This window comes from Sungkyunkwania multivorans (assembly GCF_042675645.1).
In the GTDB taxonomy this organism is placed as follows: domain Bacteria; phylum Bacteroidota; class Bacteroidia; order Flavobacteriales; family Flavobacteriaceae; genus Sungkyunkwania; species Sungkyunkwania multivorans.
Map to the genome: position 1 here is coordinate 1 of NZ_JBHTJH010000003.1, position 21,231 is coordinate 21,231.

Annotated in this window: 15 protein-coding genes; 7 read left to right on the plus strand and 8 right to left on the minus strand. The window is 40.4% G+C overall.

The genetic code is table 11. The features are described from left to right. Nucleotides 1–154: 154 nt before the first annotated feature. From ACFQ1M_RS01945 to ACFQ1M_RS01955, 3 genes are all read right to left on the minus strand, one after another. On the minus strand, nucleotides 155–2,101 hold the full coding sequence (locus ACFQ1M_RS01945; protein WP_386403064.1) for a putative porin: 1,947 nt from the start codon (nucleotides 2,099–2,101) through the stop codon (nucleotides 155–157). A gap of 262 nt (nucleotides 2,102–2,363) precedes the next feature. Continuing rightward, nucleotides 2,364–3,761, minus strand: coding sequence for a RagB/SusD family nutrient uptake outer membrane protein (locus ACFQ1M_RS01950; protein WP_386403066.1), 1,398 nt, complete (start codon nucleotides 3,759–3,761; stop codon nucleotides 2,364–2,366). Between the two features lie 20 nt (nucleotides 3,762–3,781). Then, nucleotides 3,782–6,751 carry a SusC/RagA family TonB-linked outer membrane protein gene (locus tag ACFQ1M_RS01955; RefSeq protein ID WP_386403069.1) on the minus strand — a complete coding sequence of 990 codons (2,970 nt, stop codon included), beginning with the start codon at nucleotides 6,749–6,751 and terminating at the stop codon, nucleotides 3,782–3,784. Between the two features lie 201 nt (nucleotides 6,752–6,952). On the opposite strand from ACFQ1M_RS01955, the gene ACFQ1M_RS01960 reads away from it, so the two are divergent. Together ACFQ1M_RS01960 and ACFQ1M_RS01965 are read left to right on the plus strand one after the other, a co-directional pair. After that, complete coding sequence (locus ACFQ1M_RS01960) at nucleotides 6,953–7,549, plus strand: ribonuclease HII (RefSeq protein ID WP_386403072.1); 597 nt, start codon at nucleotides 6,953–6,955, stop codon at nucleotides 7,547–7,549. Between the two features lie 37 nt (nucleotides 7,550–7,586). After that, complete coding sequence (locus ACFQ1M_RS01965; protein ID WP_386403075.1) at nucleotides 7,587–10,073, plus strand: ribonuclease HII; 2,487 nt, start codon at nucleotides 7,587–7,589, stop codon at nucleotides 10,071–10,073. 43 nt (nucleotides 10,074–10,116) lie between these two features. Here the strand turns inward: ACFQ1M_RS01965 and lipB are convergent, their stop codons facing one another. Next, a complete protein-coding gene (gene lipB, locus ACFQ1M_RS01970; protein ID WP_386403078.1) occupies nucleotides 10,117–10,824 on the minus strand; it encodes a lipoyl(octanoyl) transferase LipB in 708 nt (235 codons plus the stop codon). 169 nt (nucleotides 10,825–10,993) lie between these two features. On the opposite strand from lipB, the gene ACFQ1M_RS01975 reads away from it, so the two are divergent. Continuing rightward, nucleotides 10,994–11,479: a hypothetical protein gene (locus ACFQ1M_RS01975; protein ID WP_386403080.1), complete on the plus strand. Its 486-nt coding sequence runs from the start codon at nucleotides 10,994–10,996 to the stop codon at nucleotides 11,477–11,479. Nucleotides 11,480–11,830: 351 nt separating this feature from the next. Here the strand turns inward: ACFQ1M_RS01975 and ACFQ1M_RS01980 are convergent, their stop codons facing one another. Both ACFQ1M_RS01980 and ACFQ1M_RS01985 read right to left on the minus strand, forming a co-directional pair. After that, the gene (locus ACFQ1M_RS01980) at nucleotides 11,831–12,313 is read right to left on the minus strand and encodes a hypothetical protein (protein ID WP_386403083.1); all 483 of its coding nucleotides are present in this window, start codon (nucleotides 12,311–12,313) and stop codon (nucleotides 11,831–11,833) included. 952 nt (nucleotides 12,314–13,265) lie between these two features. Continuing rightward, nucleotides 13,266–14,765: a hypothetical protein gene (locus tag ACFQ1M_RS01985; protein WP_386403086.1), complete on the minus strand. Its 1,500-nt coding sequence runs from the start codon at nucleotides 14,763–14,765 to the stop codon at nucleotides 13,266–13,268. Between the two features lie 170 nt (nucleotides 14,766–14,935). Between ACFQ1M_RS01985 and yiaA the strand changes: the two genes are divergently transcribed. The 4 genes from yiaA to ACFQ1M_RS02005 all read left to right on the plus strand — a co-directional run bounded on the left by yiaA (nucleotide 14,936) and on the right by ACFQ1M_RS02005 (nucleotide 18,785). Next, nucleotides 14,936–15,415: an inner membrane protein YiaA gene (gene yiaA, locus ACFQ1M_RS01990; protein ID WP_386403088.1), complete on the plus strand. Its 480-nt coding sequence runs from the start codon at nucleotides 14,936–14,938 to the stop codon at nucleotides 15,413–15,415. 103 nt (nucleotides 15,416–15,518) lie between these two features. Next, complete coding sequence (locus tag ACFQ1M_RS01995; RefSeq protein ID WP_386403091.1) at nucleotides 15,519–16,790, plus strand: DUF2157 domain-containing protein; 1,272 nt, start codon at nucleotides 15,519–15,521, stop codon at nucleotides 16,788–16,790. A 10-nt stretch (nucleotides 16,791–16,800) separates the two neighbouring features. Further along, complete coding sequence (locus ACFQ1M_RS02000; RefSeq protein ID WP_386403094.1) at nucleotides 16,801–17,352, plus strand: GDYXXLXY domain-containing protein; 552 nt, start codon at nucleotides 16,801–16,803, stop codon at nucleotides 17,350–17,352. Between the two features lie 113 nt (nucleotides 17,353–17,465). After that, nucleotides 17,466–18,785 (plus strand): hypothetical protein, encoded by a 1,320-nt coding sequence (locus ACFQ1M_RS02005; protein WP_386403097.1) that lies wholly within the window; start codon nucleotides 17,466–17,468, stop codon nucleotides 18,783–18,785. A 112-nt stretch (nucleotides 18,786–18,897) separates the two neighbouring features. On the opposite strand, the gene ACFQ1M_RS02010 is transcribed toward ACFQ1M_RS02005, so the two are convergent. Both ACFQ1M_RS02010 and ACFQ1M_RS02015 read right to left on the minus strand, forming a co-directional pair. Beyond that, nucleotides 18,898–19,332 (minus strand): thiol-disulfide oxidoreductase DCC family protein, encoded by a 435-nt coding sequence (locus ACFQ1M_RS02010; RefSeq protein ID WP_386403100.1) that lies wholly within the window; start codon nucleotides 19,330–19,332, stop codon nucleotides 18,898–18,900. Between the two features lie 77 nt (nucleotides 19,333–19,409). Then, nucleotides 19,410–21,155 (minus strand): hypothetical protein, encoded by a 1,746-nt coding sequence (locus tag ACFQ1M_RS02015; protein ID WP_386403103.1) that lies wholly within the window; start codon nucleotides 21,153–21,155, stop codon nucleotides 19,410–19,412. Nucleotides 21,156–21,231 lie beyond the last annotated feature (76 nt).

The following is a 21,231-nucleotide window of genomic DNA, read 5'->3' on the forward strand; positions in this document are numbered from 1 at the left end:
ACATCGCAAAACTTTTTTCAAAAAATGTCGCAACGCCCTGAGAACACTAGACTTGCGCAACGAAAAAAAATCAAGGGACATCATGACGGGCCACTCAATCTTCAGGATCAACAACCTTTAACCAGTCTTTGAATTTTACAGTAGAAAACTGAAATCACTTAAAGAAATTCCATACAACCCCAAATCGGACGATAAAGTCGCGATACGGATAGTCAGGTGCTGAAAAGAAATTGTAGCCCGTGAAATTAGAGTTGAAATGCTCCGCCTTTAGAAATATCCGAGTACGCTTGATCTTGGCATTGACAAAGAAGTCGAGCCTAGGGAAATCACCGATTTCTCTTGTATCCTGAATATAAAACTCTCCAATCAATGGATTATAGGCATTCGCATAATACTTGCTAAAGTAGTTAAACGTTACGCCCGTCTGCAGGAAAAGAGCCTTTTTAAATAGCTTATTTGTATAATACAAGGAGTTTCGAGTCATCAGCTTTGGAACGTTAAGGATGTTCTCGCTTTGAGATACATTCTGATACAGAATTGTATTATCTAAAGCGAATTTCCCATAGCGAAACTCTTTTTGCAACTTTATTTTAAGATGGTTGATCGTACCGCCAAATTGTTTTGGTGCAACTACGACCGTGTCTGCTGTTGCTTGTGGTGTAAGTCCAAAGTATGCTCGGTCATCTAACACGGAATAAGCGACTGAGGCATTTAACCATTTATCAGACTTAATATCCAATGTCACGTTTTGTACTTTTTCTTTATTGAAATCATTTTCCCAATTATAGCTCGTATAATCGCTTTGATACAATAGAAAATTAAAGTTCGGAGATCTTGTGCTCGTGGAAATACTTGCAGCTACCTCTATATCATCTGAAAATTTGTATCCTGCGCCCCCTTTAAAATAGTTGCCACCGATATCACCAATAACGGTCGAGGAAGCATCGGCCATTACATTCAATCCAGCGATTTGGTGTTTCCAGCTGCCGCCTATGGCAATATCGCTATCCGATAGTTGATTTGGTTGCACAATCCCATTATTGATGATCACATCTTTAAAGAAGTAGTTATAGAAATAGTTATTAGCTTTGATCTTGACGTCACCAAATGTTTTGGTTGCATAGCTGACGCTAAGTTCGTTGAACATGGACCGTAATTGGGCTCTATCTTTTAGGTTTGTAGGAATGAAACTTTCGCCAAAATAGCCATTGGCCCTGGTCTGCTCGTATTCGTAGAACTTAGTTTCATATCGAAAGGTGTGACCGACCGCAATATTGCTATATGAATTAGCGTCCTTTTTATTCAGCAGTGCATAAGAATGATCAAAATAATATCGCTTACCATCCAACAGGCTGGTCGCATCCTGAAATCTCACTGAAAGTCTAGAACGATCAATGAACTCTTCTTCACCAGAAAGAAAATTGGTCAATGCTTGCGGAGTAAGCCCTCCATTCTCTTGATTGGTGATATCTTGCGCGGTGATATGTCCTCTGAATAGATATCTCCCATTTTTGGAATTATAACTTGCTCCAAATCTAAAGTTACCTGTGCTGGTCAATATATTCTGGTATTTTCCCAAAGACCGAAGGCCTTTATACGCCAAAAAAACATTTAACTGTCTTGAGGTGTTCATGGTGATCAATGCATCTAGCATTTGACCTTGCTCAAACGCAGACTTATACATTACCTCGGTGGTAACGGTAGGCACTTCAAAATAGGAGATATCTTCCACCTCCATATAATTAAAATGCTTGGCAGTCATCCCGATATTTGGATATTGTTTCACTTCGTCAAAATCGTACGCTAAGGTATTATAGGTCTGCCCAATATTTGAAAATCGTAAAAGTCCAAAATTATCTTTCCTTAAATAATTGTGCTTATAGTGCTTCCTAATTGTGAGAGCGGTATCGATATACGTTGTATCTCTACTATGGCTGATGATCTTGTAGTCCTTTATACTAAGTGAATCTGTCGCATTCGGCTCTTTAAAAGCTGGTCTCAGGCTTTTTCTAATAGAATCCTTAGGAATATCTTGTTGTTGTCTATTTTGAGCATTTGCCAATACTCCAGAGAGAAAAAGTAATACAACTAGTTTTTTCATTTAAACCTAAACGCTATTTATTCGCCGAAAATTATACATCACAAATCATTCCAAAAGGTGAAGCTTACTGATATCATTTAAGATCTTTGGCCATTAAACTAAACTACACTATTTCATCTGTGTTCAATTTGAATAGCACTCGATATTATTTTGGGGATAAAGGTATGTTTTTTGAAAGAAAATATTCTTTTCCGATACAGAATAAAAAAGCCTCCGCTGTACGGAGGCTTTCTTTTATATAATTACCAATACGTGATACTGACTAGTATCCTGGATTTTGCTCCAAGGTACCTTCACTTAAATCAACTTGGTTTACAGGAATCGGGAAAATAACTTTGTTAGCACCGGGAGCAGACTCTGCCACATTGGCCATACCTGGTCTTCTTAAATTATCTCCATTTCTCAAAAGGTCCATTCTTCTATGCCCTTCGAAACAAAGTTCCTTTCTTCTCTCATTAAGGATATCATCCAAAGTAACAGATGTCAAGTCTGCAAGACCTGCACGCGCTCTTAAGCGATTGATATCATTCAAGGGTGTATCACCTGTTGTAGTACCACCTCTAAAGTTAGCCTCTGCTCTTGTTAAATACATCTCTGTAATTCGAAGCACAGGTGCATTGTCTGCATTGGTAACACCATCAGGGTACTTGCTAGAGAATATTCTCCCAGCGTTTTGCTGTGCATCTGTTCCTGTTTGTGTTAAGGTGCTAAATCTTAAATCTCCTGGCTCTGCATTGAACGCAGCGATCAAATTATCAGAGAAAGGAGCATCACCTCTACCTTCTGGTACTGGGTTAGATAGACCTGAGAAACCTTGACCACTGTCCTGACCATCAGCCGCTGTATTTACCAAAGTGAATAAAAACTCTCTGTCTTGCGTGTTATAGAAAGTGTAATCTGTAGCTAAGGCATAAGCTGAGTTATTGATCACATCGTTCGCCAAGCCAGCAGCCTGCGACCATTTTTCTTGATACAAATACAATCTAGCAAGCAACCCTTGTGCTGCTCCTAATGTAGCAACTGAATTATCGGTATCATCTAAAAACATGATAGCATCTAATAGGTCTTGCTCTATCTGCGCTTGCACCTCATTAAGCGTAGCTCTTGGAGGATTTGTCACATTCCCATCAAAAGGCTCTAAAACCAATGGAACCGCGAGATTTGTACCTCCAGAAACCTGAAGTGGTTGAGCAAACCAATTTGACATGTTAAAGTATACTAATGCCCTGATAAACTTAGCTTGAGCCACCACATTGTTCTTTTCGGCATCCGTGAAATTAGGATCTGCCACTGTTGGAACATTTTTAATGACCAGGTTGGCAGTACCAATGGTTTCGTAATTATCATCCCACATACCTGATATAGAGGTATTATCTGAAAGGGTTGAATAATCTCTCACCTCTTGAAATGTTGGGAAAGACCCTTCAAAGTCGATATTATCGGCTTGCCAGTCCCCTGCCAACTGCCAAGTTCCGTTCAATACATCGTCTTGCTGGGCGGCACTATAAGCACCAGCCAAAACTCCACGAGCAAGCGTCTCATTAGAAAACGCAACATCCTGGGTAAGTTGGTCTTGTGGAGCGATATCTAAATCAGAATCACAAGATAAAAAAGTGAAACCTGACAATAAAGCCGCTATTATAAATTTATTTTTTTTCATATCCTATAATTAGTTTTGAATTAGAATGATAAACGAGCTCCAAGTACAAATGTCTTTGATTGCGGAGGCGTAAAGAACGTTTCTCCTTGACGACCGTTGTTGCTTGAGTCAGTTACCTCAGGATCGATTCCTTCTAAATCGTCTCCTTTAATTGTCCAAACATTGCTTGCAGTTGCATAGAGTCTAACTCCATTGATGAAACCTAATTTGGACGTCACACTTGCAGGAAGATTATATCCCAGTGTAATATTCTTAAGTCTCGCAAAAGAACCATCTTTCAACTGTTGCGTTGATCTTTGGTTGAAAGTTGCAAAAGTTGGGCTGCTGAAAGAAGGCAAGAAAGCTTCGTCACCTGGGTTTTCCCAAACATCCAACAAGGCCGTTCTTTTGTTAAAGAATCCATTAGGATTGTCTGTAAACCTTAAACCAGATACATAGATATCATTTCCAACACTAAAGTTGAAGAAGAAATTCAGGTCGAAGTTCTTATATCTAAATGTATTTCTGAAACCACCTACGAAATCTGGATTCGCGTCACCTGCGATCACACGGTCTGCAGATGTAGGAGTTGTTGTTGGATTACCGTCGATATCTAACCATTCAGCATCACCAGTTTGAGGATTTACCCCATTGTAGCGAATTAAATAGAAGCTGTTTACCGAGTTTCCTTCGATTGCTCTCTGCGAAGTTGTTGCAGCAACGAATCTTCTTCCCTGTGCATCTAGGTTAGCACCTGGCAAAGACAATACTTCATTTTCATTGATACCCAGATTCAAAGATGTTGTCCATTCGAAATCTTGCGTTTGAACGTTCACAGTGGTCAAATCAATATCCCAACCTCTGTTCTCCATATCACCAACGTTGTCGATGATCGAGTTAAGACCGCCATTCGTTTGAAGAATTGGTACGTTAAGAATCAAGTCACTTGTTCTTTTGTTGTAATAGTCAACGTTTAAGCTAATCCTATTGTCTAAGAAACCTGCCTCAAATCCAATATTATAAGATTCTGAACGCTCCCATCTCAAATTAGGGTTGGCAGCTGCAAGCTGTCTAAGTCCAGATATCCCATTATAGTTAGAGATGTTACCTCCTTGAAAACTTTCCAAAGACGCGAAATCTCCAATTCTATCGTTACCAGCCGTACCATAGTTACCTCTGAACTTTAATGTGCTGATCCAATCTACGTTATCCATAAAACTTTCTTCAGATACTAACCAAGCACCACCAGCAGACCAGAACGTACCAAATCTATTGTTAAATCCAAATCTTGAAGAACCATCTCTTCTGATCGAACCTTCTACAATATATTTTCCGTCGTACGCATAGTTTGCACGTGCGAAGTATCCAACAAGTCGACTGTTTGTGAACGTGTTGTTTGTTGTACCAGGAGTAGATGCAGAAATTGTGTTGATCTGTTCATCTGATAAGAATCCTGTAGCAGTCACAGTAATTGCTCTAACCTCGGTCTGCTCGTAAGACATACCAGCAACCGCCGTAATGTCGTGAACATCAGCAAATGTTCTATTGAAGTTCAATGAGTTTGTAAAAACAAACTTGTTTTGTTGATTTACGATATCTGAAGCAAAACCTCCAGGCGAGTTGATCTCAAATGATCTTTGGAATTCTTCCAAAACCAAACGGTCAATACCAAAGTCGGATCTAAAGTTCAAGCCATCGGCTAATTTGATCTCACCAAAGATATTCCCTGTAGTTCTGAAACTGTTGGCATCATTGATATCCAATGCCTCAATTGCAAGAACGTTGGCAATGAATCCTGTATTCACAAAATTTCCATCGGCATCAAATGCTTCTACCCATGGAGTTTGCAAGTACGCAGAGGTAAAAGGTGCAAACGTAGAGTTTTCAGCACCAACTCTGTCGTTACGAGTTTCACCAACACTCAAGTTCACTCCTAATCGCAACCAGTCGTTCGCATCATGCGTTAAGTTTACTCTCGCGTTTAATCTATTTAGATTGTTACCAATGATGAATCCTTCTTGGTCTTTGTAGGTTGCCCCAACAAAGAAGGTTGTCTTTTCACTACCACCAGTAACACTCACATTAACATCCTTAGAGAAACCTGTTCTTGAGATGTTCTCTGCCCAATCGAAACCTCCTTGTGGAAGCACATCAACTGATGGAGCAGAACCTCTATCAACGATAAATTGTCTGAATTGGTCAGCATTCATCATCTCAAACTCATCAGTACTCTGACTCCATGAAGTGCTTACATCTAGTGTAACTTTGGTATCTTGATTCTTCTTACCAGACTTTGTGGTAATCAAAACCACACCATTCGCACCCCTAGAACCGTATACTGCAGTTGCAGCCGCATCCTTCAAAACCGTGAATGTTTCAATATCGTTCGGGTTAAGGTCTCCCAGCGGGTTTAGTGCCTGACCACCTTGACCAGCAGTCACCAATGCATCGTTCAACGGAACACCATCGATTACAAACAAAGGTCTACCTCCAGAAGAAATAGAAGCTACACCACGAATTTTAATTACTGGCGCAGCACCTAAGATACCCGAAGAATTCACCACTTGTACCCCAGAAGCTTGTCCTTGAAGTAATTCTTGTGGAGAAACTGCCGGGATATCGGCGATATTCTCATTACTTACCACAGATAAACTCTGTACAAGCTTTTTCCTACTCTGTTGACCATAAGCAATAACAACCACCTCTTCAAGCTCATTATCTGGAGCCAGAGAGACGTTGATAGTGCTGGATGCTCCAACAGCTACTTTCTGAGTAGCATACCCTACGTAGCTAAACTCAAGAGTCTGACCTTCACTAGCGTTGACAGAATACTTTCCGTCAAAATCTGTACTCACACCCTGTGAAGTACCAGAAACAAGTACTGTAGCTCCTGGTAAAGGTAAACCAGCATCATCTGTAACAGTACCTGTAATCGTTTTCTCTTGTGCAAGAGATAATTGAAATACAAACGCCATAACGAGCGTAAGCATCCAAGTAAACTTTGATCTCATATTAACATTATTTGAATTAGTCCAGCAGCAAACTTCTTAATAATTTCTTAATAATACAAGTATTTCAGTAGCTGCAAATGTTAAATGCTGAATTTAATGTAAAAATACCTCCTTTCTTTTAGCATCTAAACAATTGATTAGATGTTGTTTTACGATAACGGTTGCGCTAAAATGTTAATTTTGCTAAAAACTTTAACATTCATGCTACTCCCATACCTAAAGAATGTCGCTGAAGCTGGGACAGATGAGGCCGGTCGTGGTTGTCTTGCAGGTCCTGTCACGGCATCGGCGGTTATTTTACCTAAAGATTTCAAACACCATGTGCTCAACGATTCCAAACAACTTACCAAAAACAAACGCGCTTCTCTTCGACCGTTTATCGAGGCACATGCGATTTCCTTTGGTATTGCCCACATATTTCCCGAAAAAATTGACGAGATAAACATTTTGAACGCTTCGATATTGGCAATGCACAATGCAATCGATGGTCTTAGCGAACCTTTGAATCATATCATCGTAGATGGAAACAAGTTTAAACCGTATAAAGAAGTCCCCCACCAATGCATCGTTAAAGGGGATAGCAAGTTTTTGAGCATCGCCGCAGCTTCTGTCCTTGCAAAGACCTACCGCGATGCCTATATGGAGAAAATACATGAAGAATTTCCTATGTACAACTGGAAAAAGAACAAGGGATACCCTACCAAAGAGCACCGAGCGGCGATCAAGAAATACGGCATCACAAAGTATCACAGAAAAAGTTTTCGCTTATTGCCTGAACAATTAAGCCTGAATTTTTGAGTTTATTATTTTTGCAGCAATATATCCAATGAAATACATGAGAAGCATTCTTGCAATTGCCTTGACCTTATTCGTACTAAGTTGTAAAAGTGAACGAAAGCAAATTGACGACCTTAGCAACTTTGCCCCTCATAATTCTTCGATCATCCTAAGTATTGCCAACAATGAAGCATTTCAAAGAGACCTAAAAAACAATGACTTTCTGAACATGATAGAAGGGCTGCCCGAGACCAAAGATGTGGTAGAAAAACTGACGGATATCACGACCTTAAATCCAAAGAGCGAATCATTGCTCTGTTTTGTTGAAGTGGGCAAGAATAATTTTGAATACAGTTTCATCACAAAGAGCCATCCTGAACTTGTTAAGTCGGATACCTTAGCGAATGTCACTTCCTTCAATTACAACAACACCCCAGTGAAGGAAAAACGGTACGATGGATCAGGTAGTCAAAGCTTCCAGACAACTCTAGATAGCATTTTTATTCAATCTTCTTCCAGATTAATCATTGAGAACACCATCAGGACCTTCCATTCTGCTTCGGAAGTGGATCATACATTCTTAAAGAATGCTCTAGAGACCTTCGACCCTCAAAAACAAAACGCAATTTTCATCGATGATAAGAAGGCGGCGGCTGTTTTTAAAAAGTCGATGCCCTCATTTGATAAGTTCTTAATGGGCGCGGACTTTGCATCGTGGGTCAACTTGGAAATAGGATTGGATCAAAACGCGATCCGATTGGATGGTATTGCGTTTGCCAACGATTCGCTACCCAAAATTTTGAATATTCTCAAAAATACCAATGCTTTAGAGAATACCTCACCAAAGATCACACCGATCTCAGCAGACGCAGTTATCAGCTTTACCTATGACGATTGGGAGACCCTAAGTGCCAATTTACATCTTTACGATCAAAGGACCTATGCCCAGAAAAGGGAGTTTGACAATGACCTTTTCTCTTCTATAAGCGAAGTTTCTATTATCTATGATAAAAATGAGAAGGTTGCTGCACTGCGCGCTTACGATATTATAACGACCACGGAAGCGCTTGGCGTAAAGGAACAACCAGCCAGCACTTTTAGGGATATCGAGATTTTCTCAACAGCAAATAAGGAAGTGCTTAATAAAAATCTTTATCCCCTTATAGAAGACACAACGGTATCCTTCTATGCCGCTATCGGGGACCATCTGTTGTTTTCAAATTCCCAAGCAGCTTTAGAAAACATCATCGCCAACTATCAAAGCAACAACACCTTAGCGCAAAGCAAGAGCTTTAAAGACCTCTCTATTGCTATGAGTGACGCTTCGTCCATCTTGATGATCGGAATAAATCCTGGCTTTAAAGAATTGCTGGCAGACCATATGAATGAGCAAAGTGCAGAAAAGCTTCGGGACATCGATTTGAGGAATTATCCTATGCTGGCATTTCAAATCGTACAAGAAAAAGGATATGCGCATGTTCATGGTGTGATCAAAAGGAATCGCCCACAAACCAATAAGAATACAGTCTCCCAAATTGCCAGCATCACTCTGGATGCCGATCTGGGCATCTCACCTCAATTCGTTATGAATCATAGGACCAAGGAGCGAGAAATTGTGATTCAGGATGTAGAAAACAATCTTTATCTCATTTCAAATCAAGGCGACGTTCTTTGGAAAAAGAAACTCGATGGAAGGATCATTGGGACTATTTCACAGGTGGACCTTTACCGAAATGGCCGACTTCAGTTAGCATTTACTACCGATCGATCTTTTATGGTGTTGGACAGAAACGGAAAGGTGGTCCCTCCCTTCGATGTCAAGTATGATAAAAAGGTGACACAGCCACTGGCGGTCTTCGATTATGAAAACAATAAGGATTACCGATTCGTGGTCACCACGGGAAAAAGGATTTGGATGTACAATAGAAAAAGGGAGGCCGTCGGTGGATTTACATTTAAGAATGCAAAAAATCAGCCACTTTTTGCTCCCAAACATCTAAGAATAAAAGGCAAAGATTATATTGTGATCGCAGAGGAAGGCGGAAAGTTAAATATTTTGGACCGTCGTGGAAAGACAAGAGTGCCTGTAGCAGAGAAGATCGATTTTTCGGATAATGAAATCTACCTCTATGAGAATACCTTCATGACCACAAACAAAAATGGACAGTTGGTACAGATAGACACCAACGGCAAGATGTCCAAGCGAGGTCTGAATTTGGAAGAACAACATTTTGTGACCTCTACGAGTAAGACGTTGGTCACCCTTTCTGAAAATCTATTGACCATTAAAGGTAAAAAGGTTGAATTGGATTATGGGATATACACCAGGCCAGAGGTGTTTTACATCAGCAATAAGATATACGTTTCAACAACAGACACTCAGAGCAAGAAAGTGTATCTCTTTGATAGCAACGCCAAAACAATCGCTAATTTTCCAATTTACGGACGCGGTGAGATAGATCTGGAGAACATCGATAAAGACCAGCAGTTAGAATGCGTTGTAAAAGGAGAAAGAAACTCCATCCTCCTATATCAAATTAATTAGATGCTCTTAGACATTTGATTCTTTGGTATGAGCGACCATGGCATTAGTTGGCTCTTATCATCTCTGCGTCGAATTGATCGGCGAAATGTTTCAGCAGTTTTTCCTTTACCTCGTTTACTGAGATATGTTTCATGCTCAACTCAACATTCAAGGATGTCACCGCCTTGCCTTTGATGCCACAAGGAACAATATTGTCGAAATATCCTAAGTCGGCATTTACATTTAGGGCAAATCCATGCATCGTGACCCATCGAGATGCTTTGACCCCCATGGCACATATCTTTCGGGCGAAGGGCGTCCCTACATCCAACCAAACGCCGGTCTCCCCTTTGCTTCTTGTACAACTAAGACCATACTCTGACAAGGTTAAAATGACAACCTCCTCCAATAACCGCAGGTACTTATGTATATCGGTAAAAAAATTTTCAAGATCCAAAATGGGATAGCCCACTATTTGACCGGGGCCATGATAGGTAATATCACCTCCCCTATTTATTTTATAAAAGGTCGCTCCTTTTTCAATTAATTGCTGCTCATTAAGAAGTAAATTTCTGATGTCCCCACTTTTACCAAGTGTATATACATGTGGGTGCTCTACAAACAATAAATGATTCTTGGTGACATCATTTCTTTCGTTGCGTCGATTTGAGACCTTGGTATCTACGATATTTTTGAACAAACGCTCTTGATGATCCCAAGTCTCCTTATAGTCTTTAGTGCCTAAGTCTAGGAGTTCAATCTTCTTATTCATTGGGACAAATATAAGAACATGACGGTTAACACACTAAAATCGGCGATTCACAACAAAAATTATTCGTGGCGCCCTATTATTTATATATTGAGACCTGTTTATACTGAAGATTACGCATTTCATCTATTAATCGAAAAAAAATGCAATTAACCGATAAAAATTGTGAGCGATGAAGATAATAACCAATTTTGACCAAAATAAATGCCCCAAACATATGGACAATTTATACACTTTACTCGACAAAACATTTAATAGCAAATTCTTAAAGCTAATTTTCTTAATTAGTGGTTGCACGCTATTTTTCCACAATACATCTTATGCACAGATAAATGCAGAAGAAACCACCCAAGCGGCTGATGGTGATAATGATATCATCGCGAATCAAGCGGGTGGAGACAATGACATTATCGCAACATCTTTTGCAGCGTTCAAGCAACAACAAACGCTTGCAGTTGACAACAAAGACAACAGAGATGTCCAGCGAATAGAAGTGTACAGCTTGTATGGCGAACTGGTAACGACTTACACGCCAACAATGGGAGAAGCAACTTCAGGCTTGTTTACCCTCTCACTCGGAGCATTCAGCGAGTCGACAGTAGTAGTGAAGATATTCACTGAAGAGAGTGTGATCGTCACTAAGATGACAGTAGAATAGAACGATAACGTCCATTCAACATAAAGATAAACCCCCGCAAAACGCGGGGGTTTTTTATTAGATATCACAGGATGTATTGTATTCCTTTATGTATGGTTCTTTGCATACCTATTGGCAGTAGTTTTCAAAATTCAATCACCTGTTTGTGCGTTTGCTCAACCCCCAATAGCCCTTTTTTGAATACTTATCAAACTCATTAGCGATTTCATAAGTAGATTCCTAATGGCGATTTTGAATGGTAAATATCTAGTATGACCGCAAAAAAGATAATGTATACATCAATCCTTGGTAATCATCTAGGTGAACGAGGTTCAATTGGGTATAAAAAAAAGCGCCCACGGCGCTTTTGAATCATTTTTTGGCTCGATAAGATCTACGCTTTTTTTGTATGCGCGCCTTACGACGATTCCATTTTTCCTTCCAAAGCTCATACTGACCTTCCTTTAAAATATCTCTCATCGCTCCTTGATAAGCGATATCGCTATTCAAATTCTGCATTAGTCTCTCATAGACCTCTGCATCATTCAATTGTTTTTCCGCATCTCTTCGGTCTTTTGCATCTTCTGCCCTCTTTCTTTTTTGGATGATCCTTTCTTCATTCAATTTAAAAACTTTCTTCTCCTGTTCATCACTAAGCTCCAGATCTAGCACCATCCGCTTGGTCTTAAGGTTTGCCGCCTGTTCTGGAGTGAGATTGTCCAAAAATTTTTTATGATGGTGTGGTTGACGCACATCTTCATGTACTGCCATCCTTTCTGGTCCGTTGCGCCCAACTTGTTGTGCGAAAAGGCTTGAGCCTGCAACGAGCAGCCCAACTAAAATTACTTTTTTCATTTCTATTAAGTTTTAACGTTTATTTTTAGACCTCACTGCTCCATGATAGTTTAATCGAAGAAGCCACTACAAATGTTAAATAAGTGTGAACTCCTGTAACAAATCTCTTCGGTCCTCGTACTTATTTATATAGCAAAGGAATAATTGTACTTACTTTTATATAGAATTTGAACAATTATTTGATTTAGTCCACGAAGCGTTACTTGTAGAAGTAGCGCTTTTTTTTTCCATATCTCACCTCAAATAGTTGGTTGTAAGGGTAAAAACACCCATGCGAAACCAACATTTCCCTCTACTTCAACGACAACTTTCATCATAAGTTTGTCCCAGAATAGATCAATGACCAACCAATACAATACAGAGAATGGCTAGCAATGCACACATCGTAGCGTCTTTCGAAGTCGCCGCCGGGTATAAAACAACCGCCACATTCAATGGAATAAGAGTAAAGGCACAAGGATATTTGGCATGCCACGGAAAAGATCGTACGCCCAGTGTGTATTTTTTGCAACGCAACACTGCAAAACCAACCCCGCTTTACGAGACGGACACAAAGCGGGGGCCATCTTTGTTCGGACCACCGTATCTACATTCCGCTATCCCTTTACAACAAATCAAGAAATGTTTACTTCTAAAAATGACTAAAAGCCCGAGTGAATTCATCTAAGAGCCACCAAAGCATCGCATAATTTTTTTCATAAATAGTTTGAGTTAGTTAGTTTAGTTAGTTGATGAACCGCCTCCATTCCAGAGGTGGTTTTTCAATGATAGAATTGATATGATCACGAAAGACCGACGCAGTAGTTTGATATCCCCGCGCCTAATGGCATTTCAATCGGATAAGAACAGAATTTAGGAAGGAGAAACCATTGGCCCGAAAAGCACGCTGCCATTACTATCGGAAGAAAAGTTCCTAGATGCGATGTGGACGGCACTTCTTGTGACGTTATTCTCATTTGAGATCTACAAGTTCCAATGTCGTGGTATAGATATCGGCGCCAAGCATCTTTGCCTTTAGCCATGCGTAGAAACTCATCACAAAAATATCTTCGTACTCCCTGGTCTTCCAGTCAAAGGCCTCTTCGACCTCTTTGATAAATTCATTGCTACGTACGATTTCGGGCTGATGATATACTTTTTTGACAAATCCCAAAAATATGAGTACACGCTCCTGCCCTATTTGTTTTAGGTACTTCGCGTATTTTCTTTGAAAGCTAACCAATCGAGCATCCACATAGTCTATATTTTCAAGCTCTATATGCAAAAGGATCTCCACCAAGTTCTTTTGAATTACCCATTCCACCCCAGCTTTTTCCTCTAGCCAAGTATCGGTATGGTATATTTTTGATAGTATTTGCAAAGCCTCCTTGAATGCTCTTTGCTGAAAGTAGATGACCATTGCTGCCAACTTGATATCGAGCTGTGTCTCAATATCGTCTACCTTCTTAAAAATAAATGGTAGAAGTGTCTCCATGGCCTTTTTTGGTTTCCCTGAATAGTTCAATGATAGCGCGAACAAACATCTATATTTCAATTCAAAAGCTTTGAAATAGCGCCTACGCTGCTGTTGCATTACCTCATTCATACTATCTAGGTAGATCAAGGCCTGATCAAATCTCTTGTTCCTGAAGAAACTATTGGCTACGAAGTACAATATTTGAATATGATAATATACCTGAGCGTCGGCCTGGATATCCTCTCTCTTTATCTGTTGATACTTTTCGAGTAAAAACCGGTCCAAGGCATAATAATCTTTGGTTACAAAAGCTGCGGTATTGGCCAATTGCGCCAATTGATATAAGGATTTATAGGTAAGGGCGTCATCTAACGAAATATTGTACTCCTCAAACCTTGTCGCCATCTCTTGTTGCAGGTGAACTACTTTACCTTTGTATATCACTTGTGAAAATAGCTTTCTAAGCGAGGCATATACGAGGTTCAACTGTTCCTCCTGCCCAAGTTTTATGCGATTCCTATTGAACCTTGTGACGAGTTGCTCTAAGGGCTCTGAATCATCGAGGAAGGCATATTGTATCTTGGTCTGATAGATTTCATGAAGTAAGCCAAACGCTTGTATTGCCGCGGCTTTTCGCTCGGTTTTCGCCAACGACCTCAAGGCCGTTCTATATTGTTTTTGCTTGAAGAAATATTGTGAAGCTATCAATTCTTTTCGAAGCTGCCACTCCTCGGAGTTTTCTTCGGCCAAGGCCTTGTTAGCAACAAAGTCCAATAAGGAACTATAAAGTCTTTTTCGCAAGGCATGATAGGATGCTCTCGACTGATTTGGGTAGAGCTTTTCCAAAATCACATCCTTGGATTCTTGCCGTGCCAATAATTTGAACAATTCGATGTTTTTCGTATCTCTCCGCTTGTTCCTTTGCTGAAGATATCTAACAAATGTCTGCTTATCTTCTTTAGAAAATCCGTCAACAATCGTATTGAGATCAATCATTTAATCGTCATTTATATTTTTTAATATAGTCTATTTTATTGGTTATTTTAATATTTATATCATTTTGTATCGTCTGTTTTATACTAAAAATGATTTCGGTAAGATCTTCTGTGACTGCATCTTTGCCTTGTAATTCTTAAATGACTATTACAATGAATCAACAGACATCAATGAGACCTAAAAGTCTCATGGAAAAGGATCTTTTAGAAGGATCTCCTTCCAAAAAAGAAGAAAAAAAGAAAGAAACAGTAATGCCACGTCCAACTCCCGCCTTTATTGGAGCATCTTGGCTGGCATTACTCACCGGAATGGTCGCTTATTGTATTGGTCTCTGGAATGCCGATATGGAACTGAACGAAAAAGGGTACTACTTCACCATTCTGCTATTTGGCCTATTCTCAGTGATCTCCGTACAAAAATCAGTACGTGACAAGCAAGAGGGACTTAAGGTGACCGATATGTATTATGGCATTAGCTGGTTCACCACCATTGCAGCCATGCTATTATTGGTCATCGGATTATGGAACGCCAGCTTATGGCCAAGTGAAAAAGGATTTTATGCGATGTCCTTTATACTAAGCATCTTTGCGGCGGTTGCCGTACAGAAAAACACTAGGGATCTTCAATTGTTTGAGAAGGAAGATGTCTAAAAAAGATGTTGGTTGGTTCTTCCCGTGATTCATCTAATTTGATGGGTTGCGGGATTTCCAGCCAAGATATGATTTCATATCTTTAATTGAAACAACGACCATTATGAACTCTAAACTTCAAAGGGACCTCGATGAATTATTGGATAAGAATATAATTACCGCCGAGGTTTCTCACAATATACGATCATACTACGCGACGAAAGCAGCCGATAGACCAAATCGCCTATTTACTATTTTTGGCGTTTTTGGTGCTTTGCTCGTTGGTCTGGGTATCATTTTGATCTTAGCCCACAATTGGGATGACTTTTCTAAAACCACCAAGACCATTTGGGCGTTTGCCCCACTATTGATAGGACAGGGGTTGACTGGATTTTCTCTTTTCAAAGATAAAAGCGCAACTTGGAAGGAAGCCTCGGGTACATTTTTGTTCTTTGCAGTTGGTGCCAGCCTATCCTTGGTAAGTCAGATCTACAATATCCCTGGGGAGATGAGTTCTTTTTTGCTCACTTGGATACTGCTTTGTGCCCCTCTGATCTATTTGCTCAAATCACACGCGCTGGCGCTACTACATCTTGTTTTTATCACGGCATATGCCTGCACCCTAGGGTATTTTGATGGAGATAAGACCCCTTGGCTCTATATTCCGTTGTTCGGGATGTTACTACCCTATTATCTCCAACTGATCAAAAACAATGAAGATGGTAATATCACGTCGATATTTCACTGGCTACTTCCAATTAGCATCACCATTTCTTTGGGTGCCTTTGTCGTTGGGCATGATACCATTGGATTTCTAATGTACGTGGCATTATATGGTCTATGCTACAATCTCGGTCAGCTCCCCTTATTTACAGATAAGAAACTAAGGACCAATGGCTATCTAATTGTTGGGTCGCTAGGTATGATATTCTTATTGGTCATGGTAAGTTTTAGATGGTTTTGGGAAGATATACCCGAGTCTTTCAACTATTCACCTCAAGACAGCCTGATCACCGCTATGCTTTTGCTATCAGGCGTTGGAGTGTTGATATTCCTATTCAACAAAAAAGTCTTGAAAGGATTCAACTTATTCCAGTACGCCTTTTTGATCTTCGCTGCCATCTTCTTTACCAAAGCGCTCGGCGATATACTTCCGATGGTCTTGACCAACCTGCTCGTATTTGCCTTAGGAATTTATGCCATACGGATCGGTTCAAAAAAGCATCATTTTGGGATACTAAATTATGGGCTCATTATCATCACGGTACTCATCGCTTGTAGATTCTTTGATACAAACATCGATTTTGTCATACGCGGTGTCTTATTCTTGTTGCTCGGTGTGGGATTCTTTTTAGCAAATTATCTAATGCTGAAACAGCAATCTAAAAATTCTTAAATTCTTTGATATGAAAAAAGCGTTCGCCATAACAACATTCACCCTCCTACTTATTGCTCAGTGGCTAGTGCCGGGCAATATGATCTACTTACAAGAGCGTGCGATCATAGCGGGTACTCCCTATAAATTTAGAACACAGCCTATTGACCCTTCCGACCCATTTAGAGGAAAGTACATCACTTTGAATTACGAACTTCGTTCTTTTGAAACAAAGGACACCGTAAATCGGAATAAGGATATCTACGTGTATCTAGAAAAGGATAGTCTTGGGTTTGCAAAAGTGAGTGCCATCAGTGAAAAACCCTTGGATTTGGACAATGATTTTGTTATGGCCAAAGCCACGGGATATTATTCTGGAAAGCAAAATTTTAGGCTTCCCTTTGATCGTTTCTACATGGAAGAAAGCAAAGCCTATGATGCCGAATTAGCCGTACGCAGAACACAGTTCGACTCGCTACCCAACAATTGCTACGCGCTGGTCTATGTTGAAGGAGCTACTGCAGTACTCACCGATGTGCTTATCGATGACATTTCCATAAAAGAATTTGTAGAAAAAGAGTGAGGAACTGAAAAAGACGAGTTAACTAACCGAAATCACCATTTAACTCATTATTGGTTGAAAAACTTAGGATTCAAAGGTAGCTTTAGGTTCACTAAATTCTAAAGCAAACAGTTATGAAAACAAAAGTTATCACTGCCACCAGCATCATCCTGCTGGCTCTAGCAGTTACCGTCGTCTTCTTGAATCGAAGCACAGAGCTCAAAGCTCCAGTTGCGCATAGCATGGAACCCGAGAAAGGTTGTGTCTTTATGACCACCTTTGGTGAACAGTCTTCTGAAGGATATGCCATCTTTAAGTCTGATGCAGCTATTATTACGGCCATTGACAAAGGTCTAGACTGGTTATCCCAATCGCAGCAACCCAATGGTGGATGGGGAGCCGGCCTGCATTCTATGCAGCATCAAATGGACCCCCACAGTGTAAAGACCGATCCTGCTACAACTGCCATGGTAGCCATGGCCATTCTAAGAAGTGGAAGCACTTTGAAAGACGGTCAATATTCATCTTCATTAAATAAAGCATTGAACTACTTACTCTTAGCCGTAGAAAGTACTTCAAAGGACGACCCCTACATCACCACGAATAGAGGAACACAGATACAATCGAAACTCGGCGAGCATATAGATGCGGTCCTAACAATGCAATTCTTTTCGAACTTGTTGAACCACGAGCTCAATGATGATAAAAAACGTCGTATCGAAAGGGCCCTGGACATCTGTGTCTCTAAAGTCCAAATGGCTACAGATGACCAAGGGAAGGTTAAAAACGCTGGATGGGCAGGGGTGCTACAATCGGGATTTGCTACCAACGCCCTAGAGTCAGCAGAGGCAGTAGGTGCCAATGTAGACAAAAAGATCCTCGAGAAACAGCGAGCCTATCAAAAAGGTAATGTGGACGAACAAACAGGCGATGTAAAAACTTCGGATGGTGCTGGTATTATGTTATATTCCGTTAGTAGTTCTGTACGGGCAACAGCCAAAGAAGCCAGGGAGGCCGAAGAGCAACTGAACAAAGCCAAAGAGGAAGGAATCATAGCCGTGGAAGAAATTGTGACACCACAAGCGCTTGAGCGGATCGGTTTTGATGCTGATAAGGCGAAGAAGTACAGCGCTTCTTACGGCGTATATAATGCGGCTAAAGAACAGGCGCAGCGCGATGATGTAATGACAGGTTTTGGAAATAACGGAGGAGAAGAATTCTTGAGCTACCTACAAACGGGTGAATCACTTTTGGTAAACAAGGACAATGATTGGAAGACCTGGTATGATAAGATATCGGGAAGAATTGTAAAGATCCAAAACAAGGATGGTAGTTGGAATGGCCATCATTGCATTACAAGTCCCGTGTTCTGCACGGCCACGAGCTTGATGATCCTTACAGTAGAGAACGACATCGATTGGCTGACAAAATTGGGAGAAAACACCAAAATCTAAAGGTAAGGAGGATCAGAATTTTAAAAATGTGCATCGCTATTAAACGAAGAGCGCCTCGGATAATTGAGGCGCTCTTTGTTTAAACATCAAATCGATGTAGAACTTCTATTTCTTATTTTCCGAAACTAATGGTGCAACTCTGAGATCGGCCAAACCATTTAACTCTATTCCTGGAGGCCAAATTGTATATGTGATCGCGCAGCATCCTCGGAATGAATCCAAGTAGCGCTGCGACAAGTTTCCATTTTGGTATTTTGGAGACTATGCGCAGAAAGCCATCCGAATGCGTATGTGGACCTTCCTCATCGATCAGAATCACCGTTTCCAATCGTTTGGTAGGATAGCCATATCCTTTGAGTAGATCCTGACCTTTTGGGGATTGGAACGGAATAAAATGAAATTGGTCTGTAGGGGCAAAACGCATCAGCCATCCAACGACCCCATTACATAGATTACACTCACCATCAAATATCACGGTACTTTTCTTTATCGATTTTTCCATCTGGTTTTTATTATATCGCATCTGGAAGAAGTAGTCGGTATCCATCAGGATTCATTTCGTGAAAGCACAAAAAAAGAAAAGCCTCTCGTCCGAGAGGCTTTCGCTAGAAAAATAAAATACGATTACTTTCTACATTCAGAATACATGTCTGCTACTTTTACTAGGTCTTCATAGGTGTTCTTAAACTCCCCATCTCTCAGACGAGTTTTAAGGTCCTTACACTTTCCTAGAACATCAGCCAATTTCTTATTAAAATCGAGTGTAGACATGGAAGTCTTTAATTTGTGGCCTTTATCTTCTTTATTTAACTTGATCACGTAACCTCCATCGCTGGTAAGGTTTTGATAGATAGTAACCTTCTCGGTCTTATGGTTGACCAAATAGAATTTAGCATTGCTCCCGAAGCTCAATGCAGTCGCATCTAGCAAGCTCTGCTTTATCTTGAACCCTTCATAGCAATCATTGGTCTCGGAGATACAGAAGGCCACCTCATCCTTTGGCTTGAAGGTCTTGGTCTTTTCTTTTCCTTTCTTTTCGTATCTAACTTCGACTTCCTTGGCATAGTCCGTACTTGGTTCTTCGACAGTGACTCCTTTGTCCATATCGAGAACTTTTTTGGTCTTGGTTCCGCCAAATTCGATAGTGATCTTACCCTCTAGAATTTTCTTTCCTTTATCATCTAGAACATATCCGGGCTTTGCGATGATATTATACTTTTCTAATTCTTCTCTTGAGGTTTCTTCTCCCCCATCTGCCAAAGCGCTTCCGCTTCCAGTGCTCTTTACCTCGCTGTAGTTAAGCTCGATATCTTTTCGGTTGCCATTTTCGTCAAAGAAGGCATCGTACTTGTCTGCCTCGCGCACGATGGCGTCAAACTCATATTGGGTACGCGCGTTTTTCACGTCTAGGGCTTTGGCCTCTTTGATGTATTCTTTGGCCTTCACATAGTCGCGCTTTATGCGGTATAGCTTGGCCAAATTGTAGTTAGCAGCCCAAACCACCTTCTTTTGCTTCTTGTCTTCTGGAGAATATTTGGAAGCTACATTTTCGTGAAAACTGATGAGCGAATTCAGCTTATCGCCAAGTGCGTTATAGTCCTCTATATTTTGAACACCACCAAATAGGGCGTTAAGCTCAGAGATCATCACTTCGGATTCCGCTTCCTCATCTACTTTCTTCACTCGGAAGAACATCTCATTAGAATCGATAAGTCGATAATCGAATTTGTTCCGCAGGTCTTCACCAACTTTGATGAGCAATCGCTCGTATTGAACAGACAAAATGTCTTTAAGAAACTTGTCTGTAAGTCTAAATTTCTTACCGTTATCTGAAAAAGTGATGTACTCAGCGGCTTTTTCTCTGCTGATCGTCCCCTTTTTCTCATAGTTGAAATCGGTATCCTTTTTCTTGTTGACCAATGAGCTTTGTTGTGGACTGCTAGGATTTTCTATTCTATCCTCCAACTTGTAAGGTCTCGTGTAAATTATCTTTTTAAAGGTTGGGTCGGTGACCAAGACCTTGACGGTCATTTTAGTCTTTACCTGATACGAAATGCTTTCATCTGAATTGATAGAAACATTCTTGGTGATGTGCGAATCTGAAGGTTTCAAAGAAACATAAAAGGTTGGACTTTCCCCGCTGGTAACGTATTCAAAGCTTTGAAAGTCTAATGTAGCTGCAATGGCTTCATTTGAAAGAACATCAATACCCCGCACCGGTAGGCTCGCAACACTATAAGTTGTAAATTCTTCTGGTAATGGATTTTTTGGATAGCTTGGTGCTTTTGCTATCACGGTTTTGCTGCTATAGGTTTGTGCTAGTGCCAATGAACTAACGAATAGCAAAATAATCGTAGGCAATTTTCTCATTATACGGTATTTATTATTAGGGCCTGCAAAGAAAGTATAATATCAGAACATACCAAAAGGATCCCACCATAATTTC

Bases quoted from the DNA above. Each gene is read 5' to 3' on its own strand.
- yiaA (WP_386403088.1), top strand. From the start codon at position 14,936: ATGAGACCTAAAAGTCTCATGGAAAAGGATCTTTTAGAAGGATCTCCT.
- ACFQ1M_RS02010 (WP_386403100.1), bottom strand. From the start codon at position 19,332: ATGGATACCGACTACTTCTTCCAGATGCGATATAATAAAAACCAGATG.
- ACFQ1M_RS01945 (WP_386403064.1), bottom strand. From the start codon at position 2,101: ATGAAAAAACTAGTTGTATTACTTTTTCTCTCTGGAGTATTGGCAAAT.
- ACFQ1M_RS02005 (WP_386403097.1), top strand. From the start codon at position 17,466: ATGAAAACAAAAGTTATCACTGCCACCAGCATCATCCTGCTGGCTCTA.
- ACFQ1M_RS01980 (WP_386403083.1), bottom strand. From the start codon at position 12,313: ATGAAAAAAGTAATTTTAGTTGGGCTGCTCGTTGCAGGCTCAAGCCTT.
- ACFQ1M_RS01995 (WP_386403091.1), top strand. From the start codon at position 15,519: ATGAACTCTAAACTTCAAAGGGACCTCGATGAATTATTGGATAAGAAT.
- ACFQ1M_RS01955 (WP_386403069.1), bottom strand. From the start codon at position 6,751: ATGAGATCAAAGTTTACTTGGATGCTTACGCTCGTTATGGCGTTTGTA.
- ACFQ1M_RS01950 (WP_386403066.1), bottom strand. From the start codon at position 3,761: ATGAAAAAAAATAAATTTATAATAGCGGCTTTATTGTCAGGTTTCACT.
- lipB (WP_386403078.1), bottom strand. From the start codon at position 10,824: ATGAATAAGAAGATTGAACTCCTAGACTTAGGCACTAAAGACTATAAG.
- ACFQ1M_RS01985 (WP_386403086.1), bottom strand. From the start codon at position 14,765: ATGATTGATCTCAATACGATTGTTGACGGATTTTCTAAAGAAGATAAG.
- ACFQ1M_RS02000 (WP_386403094.1), top strand. From the start codon at position 16,801: ATGAAAAAAGCGTTCGCCATAACAACATTCACCCTCCTACTTATTGCT.
- ACFQ1M_RS01975 (WP_386403080.1), top strand. From the start codon at position 10,994: ATGAAGATAATAACCAATTTTGACCAAAATAAATGCCCCAAACATATG.
- ACFQ1M_RS01965 (WP_386403075.1), top strand. From the start codon at position 7,587: ATGAGAAGCATTCTTGCAATTGCCTTGACCTTATTCGTACTAAGTTGT.
- ACFQ1M_RS02015 (WP_386403103.1), bottom strand. From the start codon at position 21,155: ATGAGAAAATTGCCTACGATTATTTTGCTATTCGTTAGTTCATTGGCA.
- ACFQ1M_RS01960 (WP_386403072.1), top strand. From the start codon at position 6,953: ATGCTACTCCCATACCTAAAGAATGTCGCTGAAGCTGGGACAGATGAG.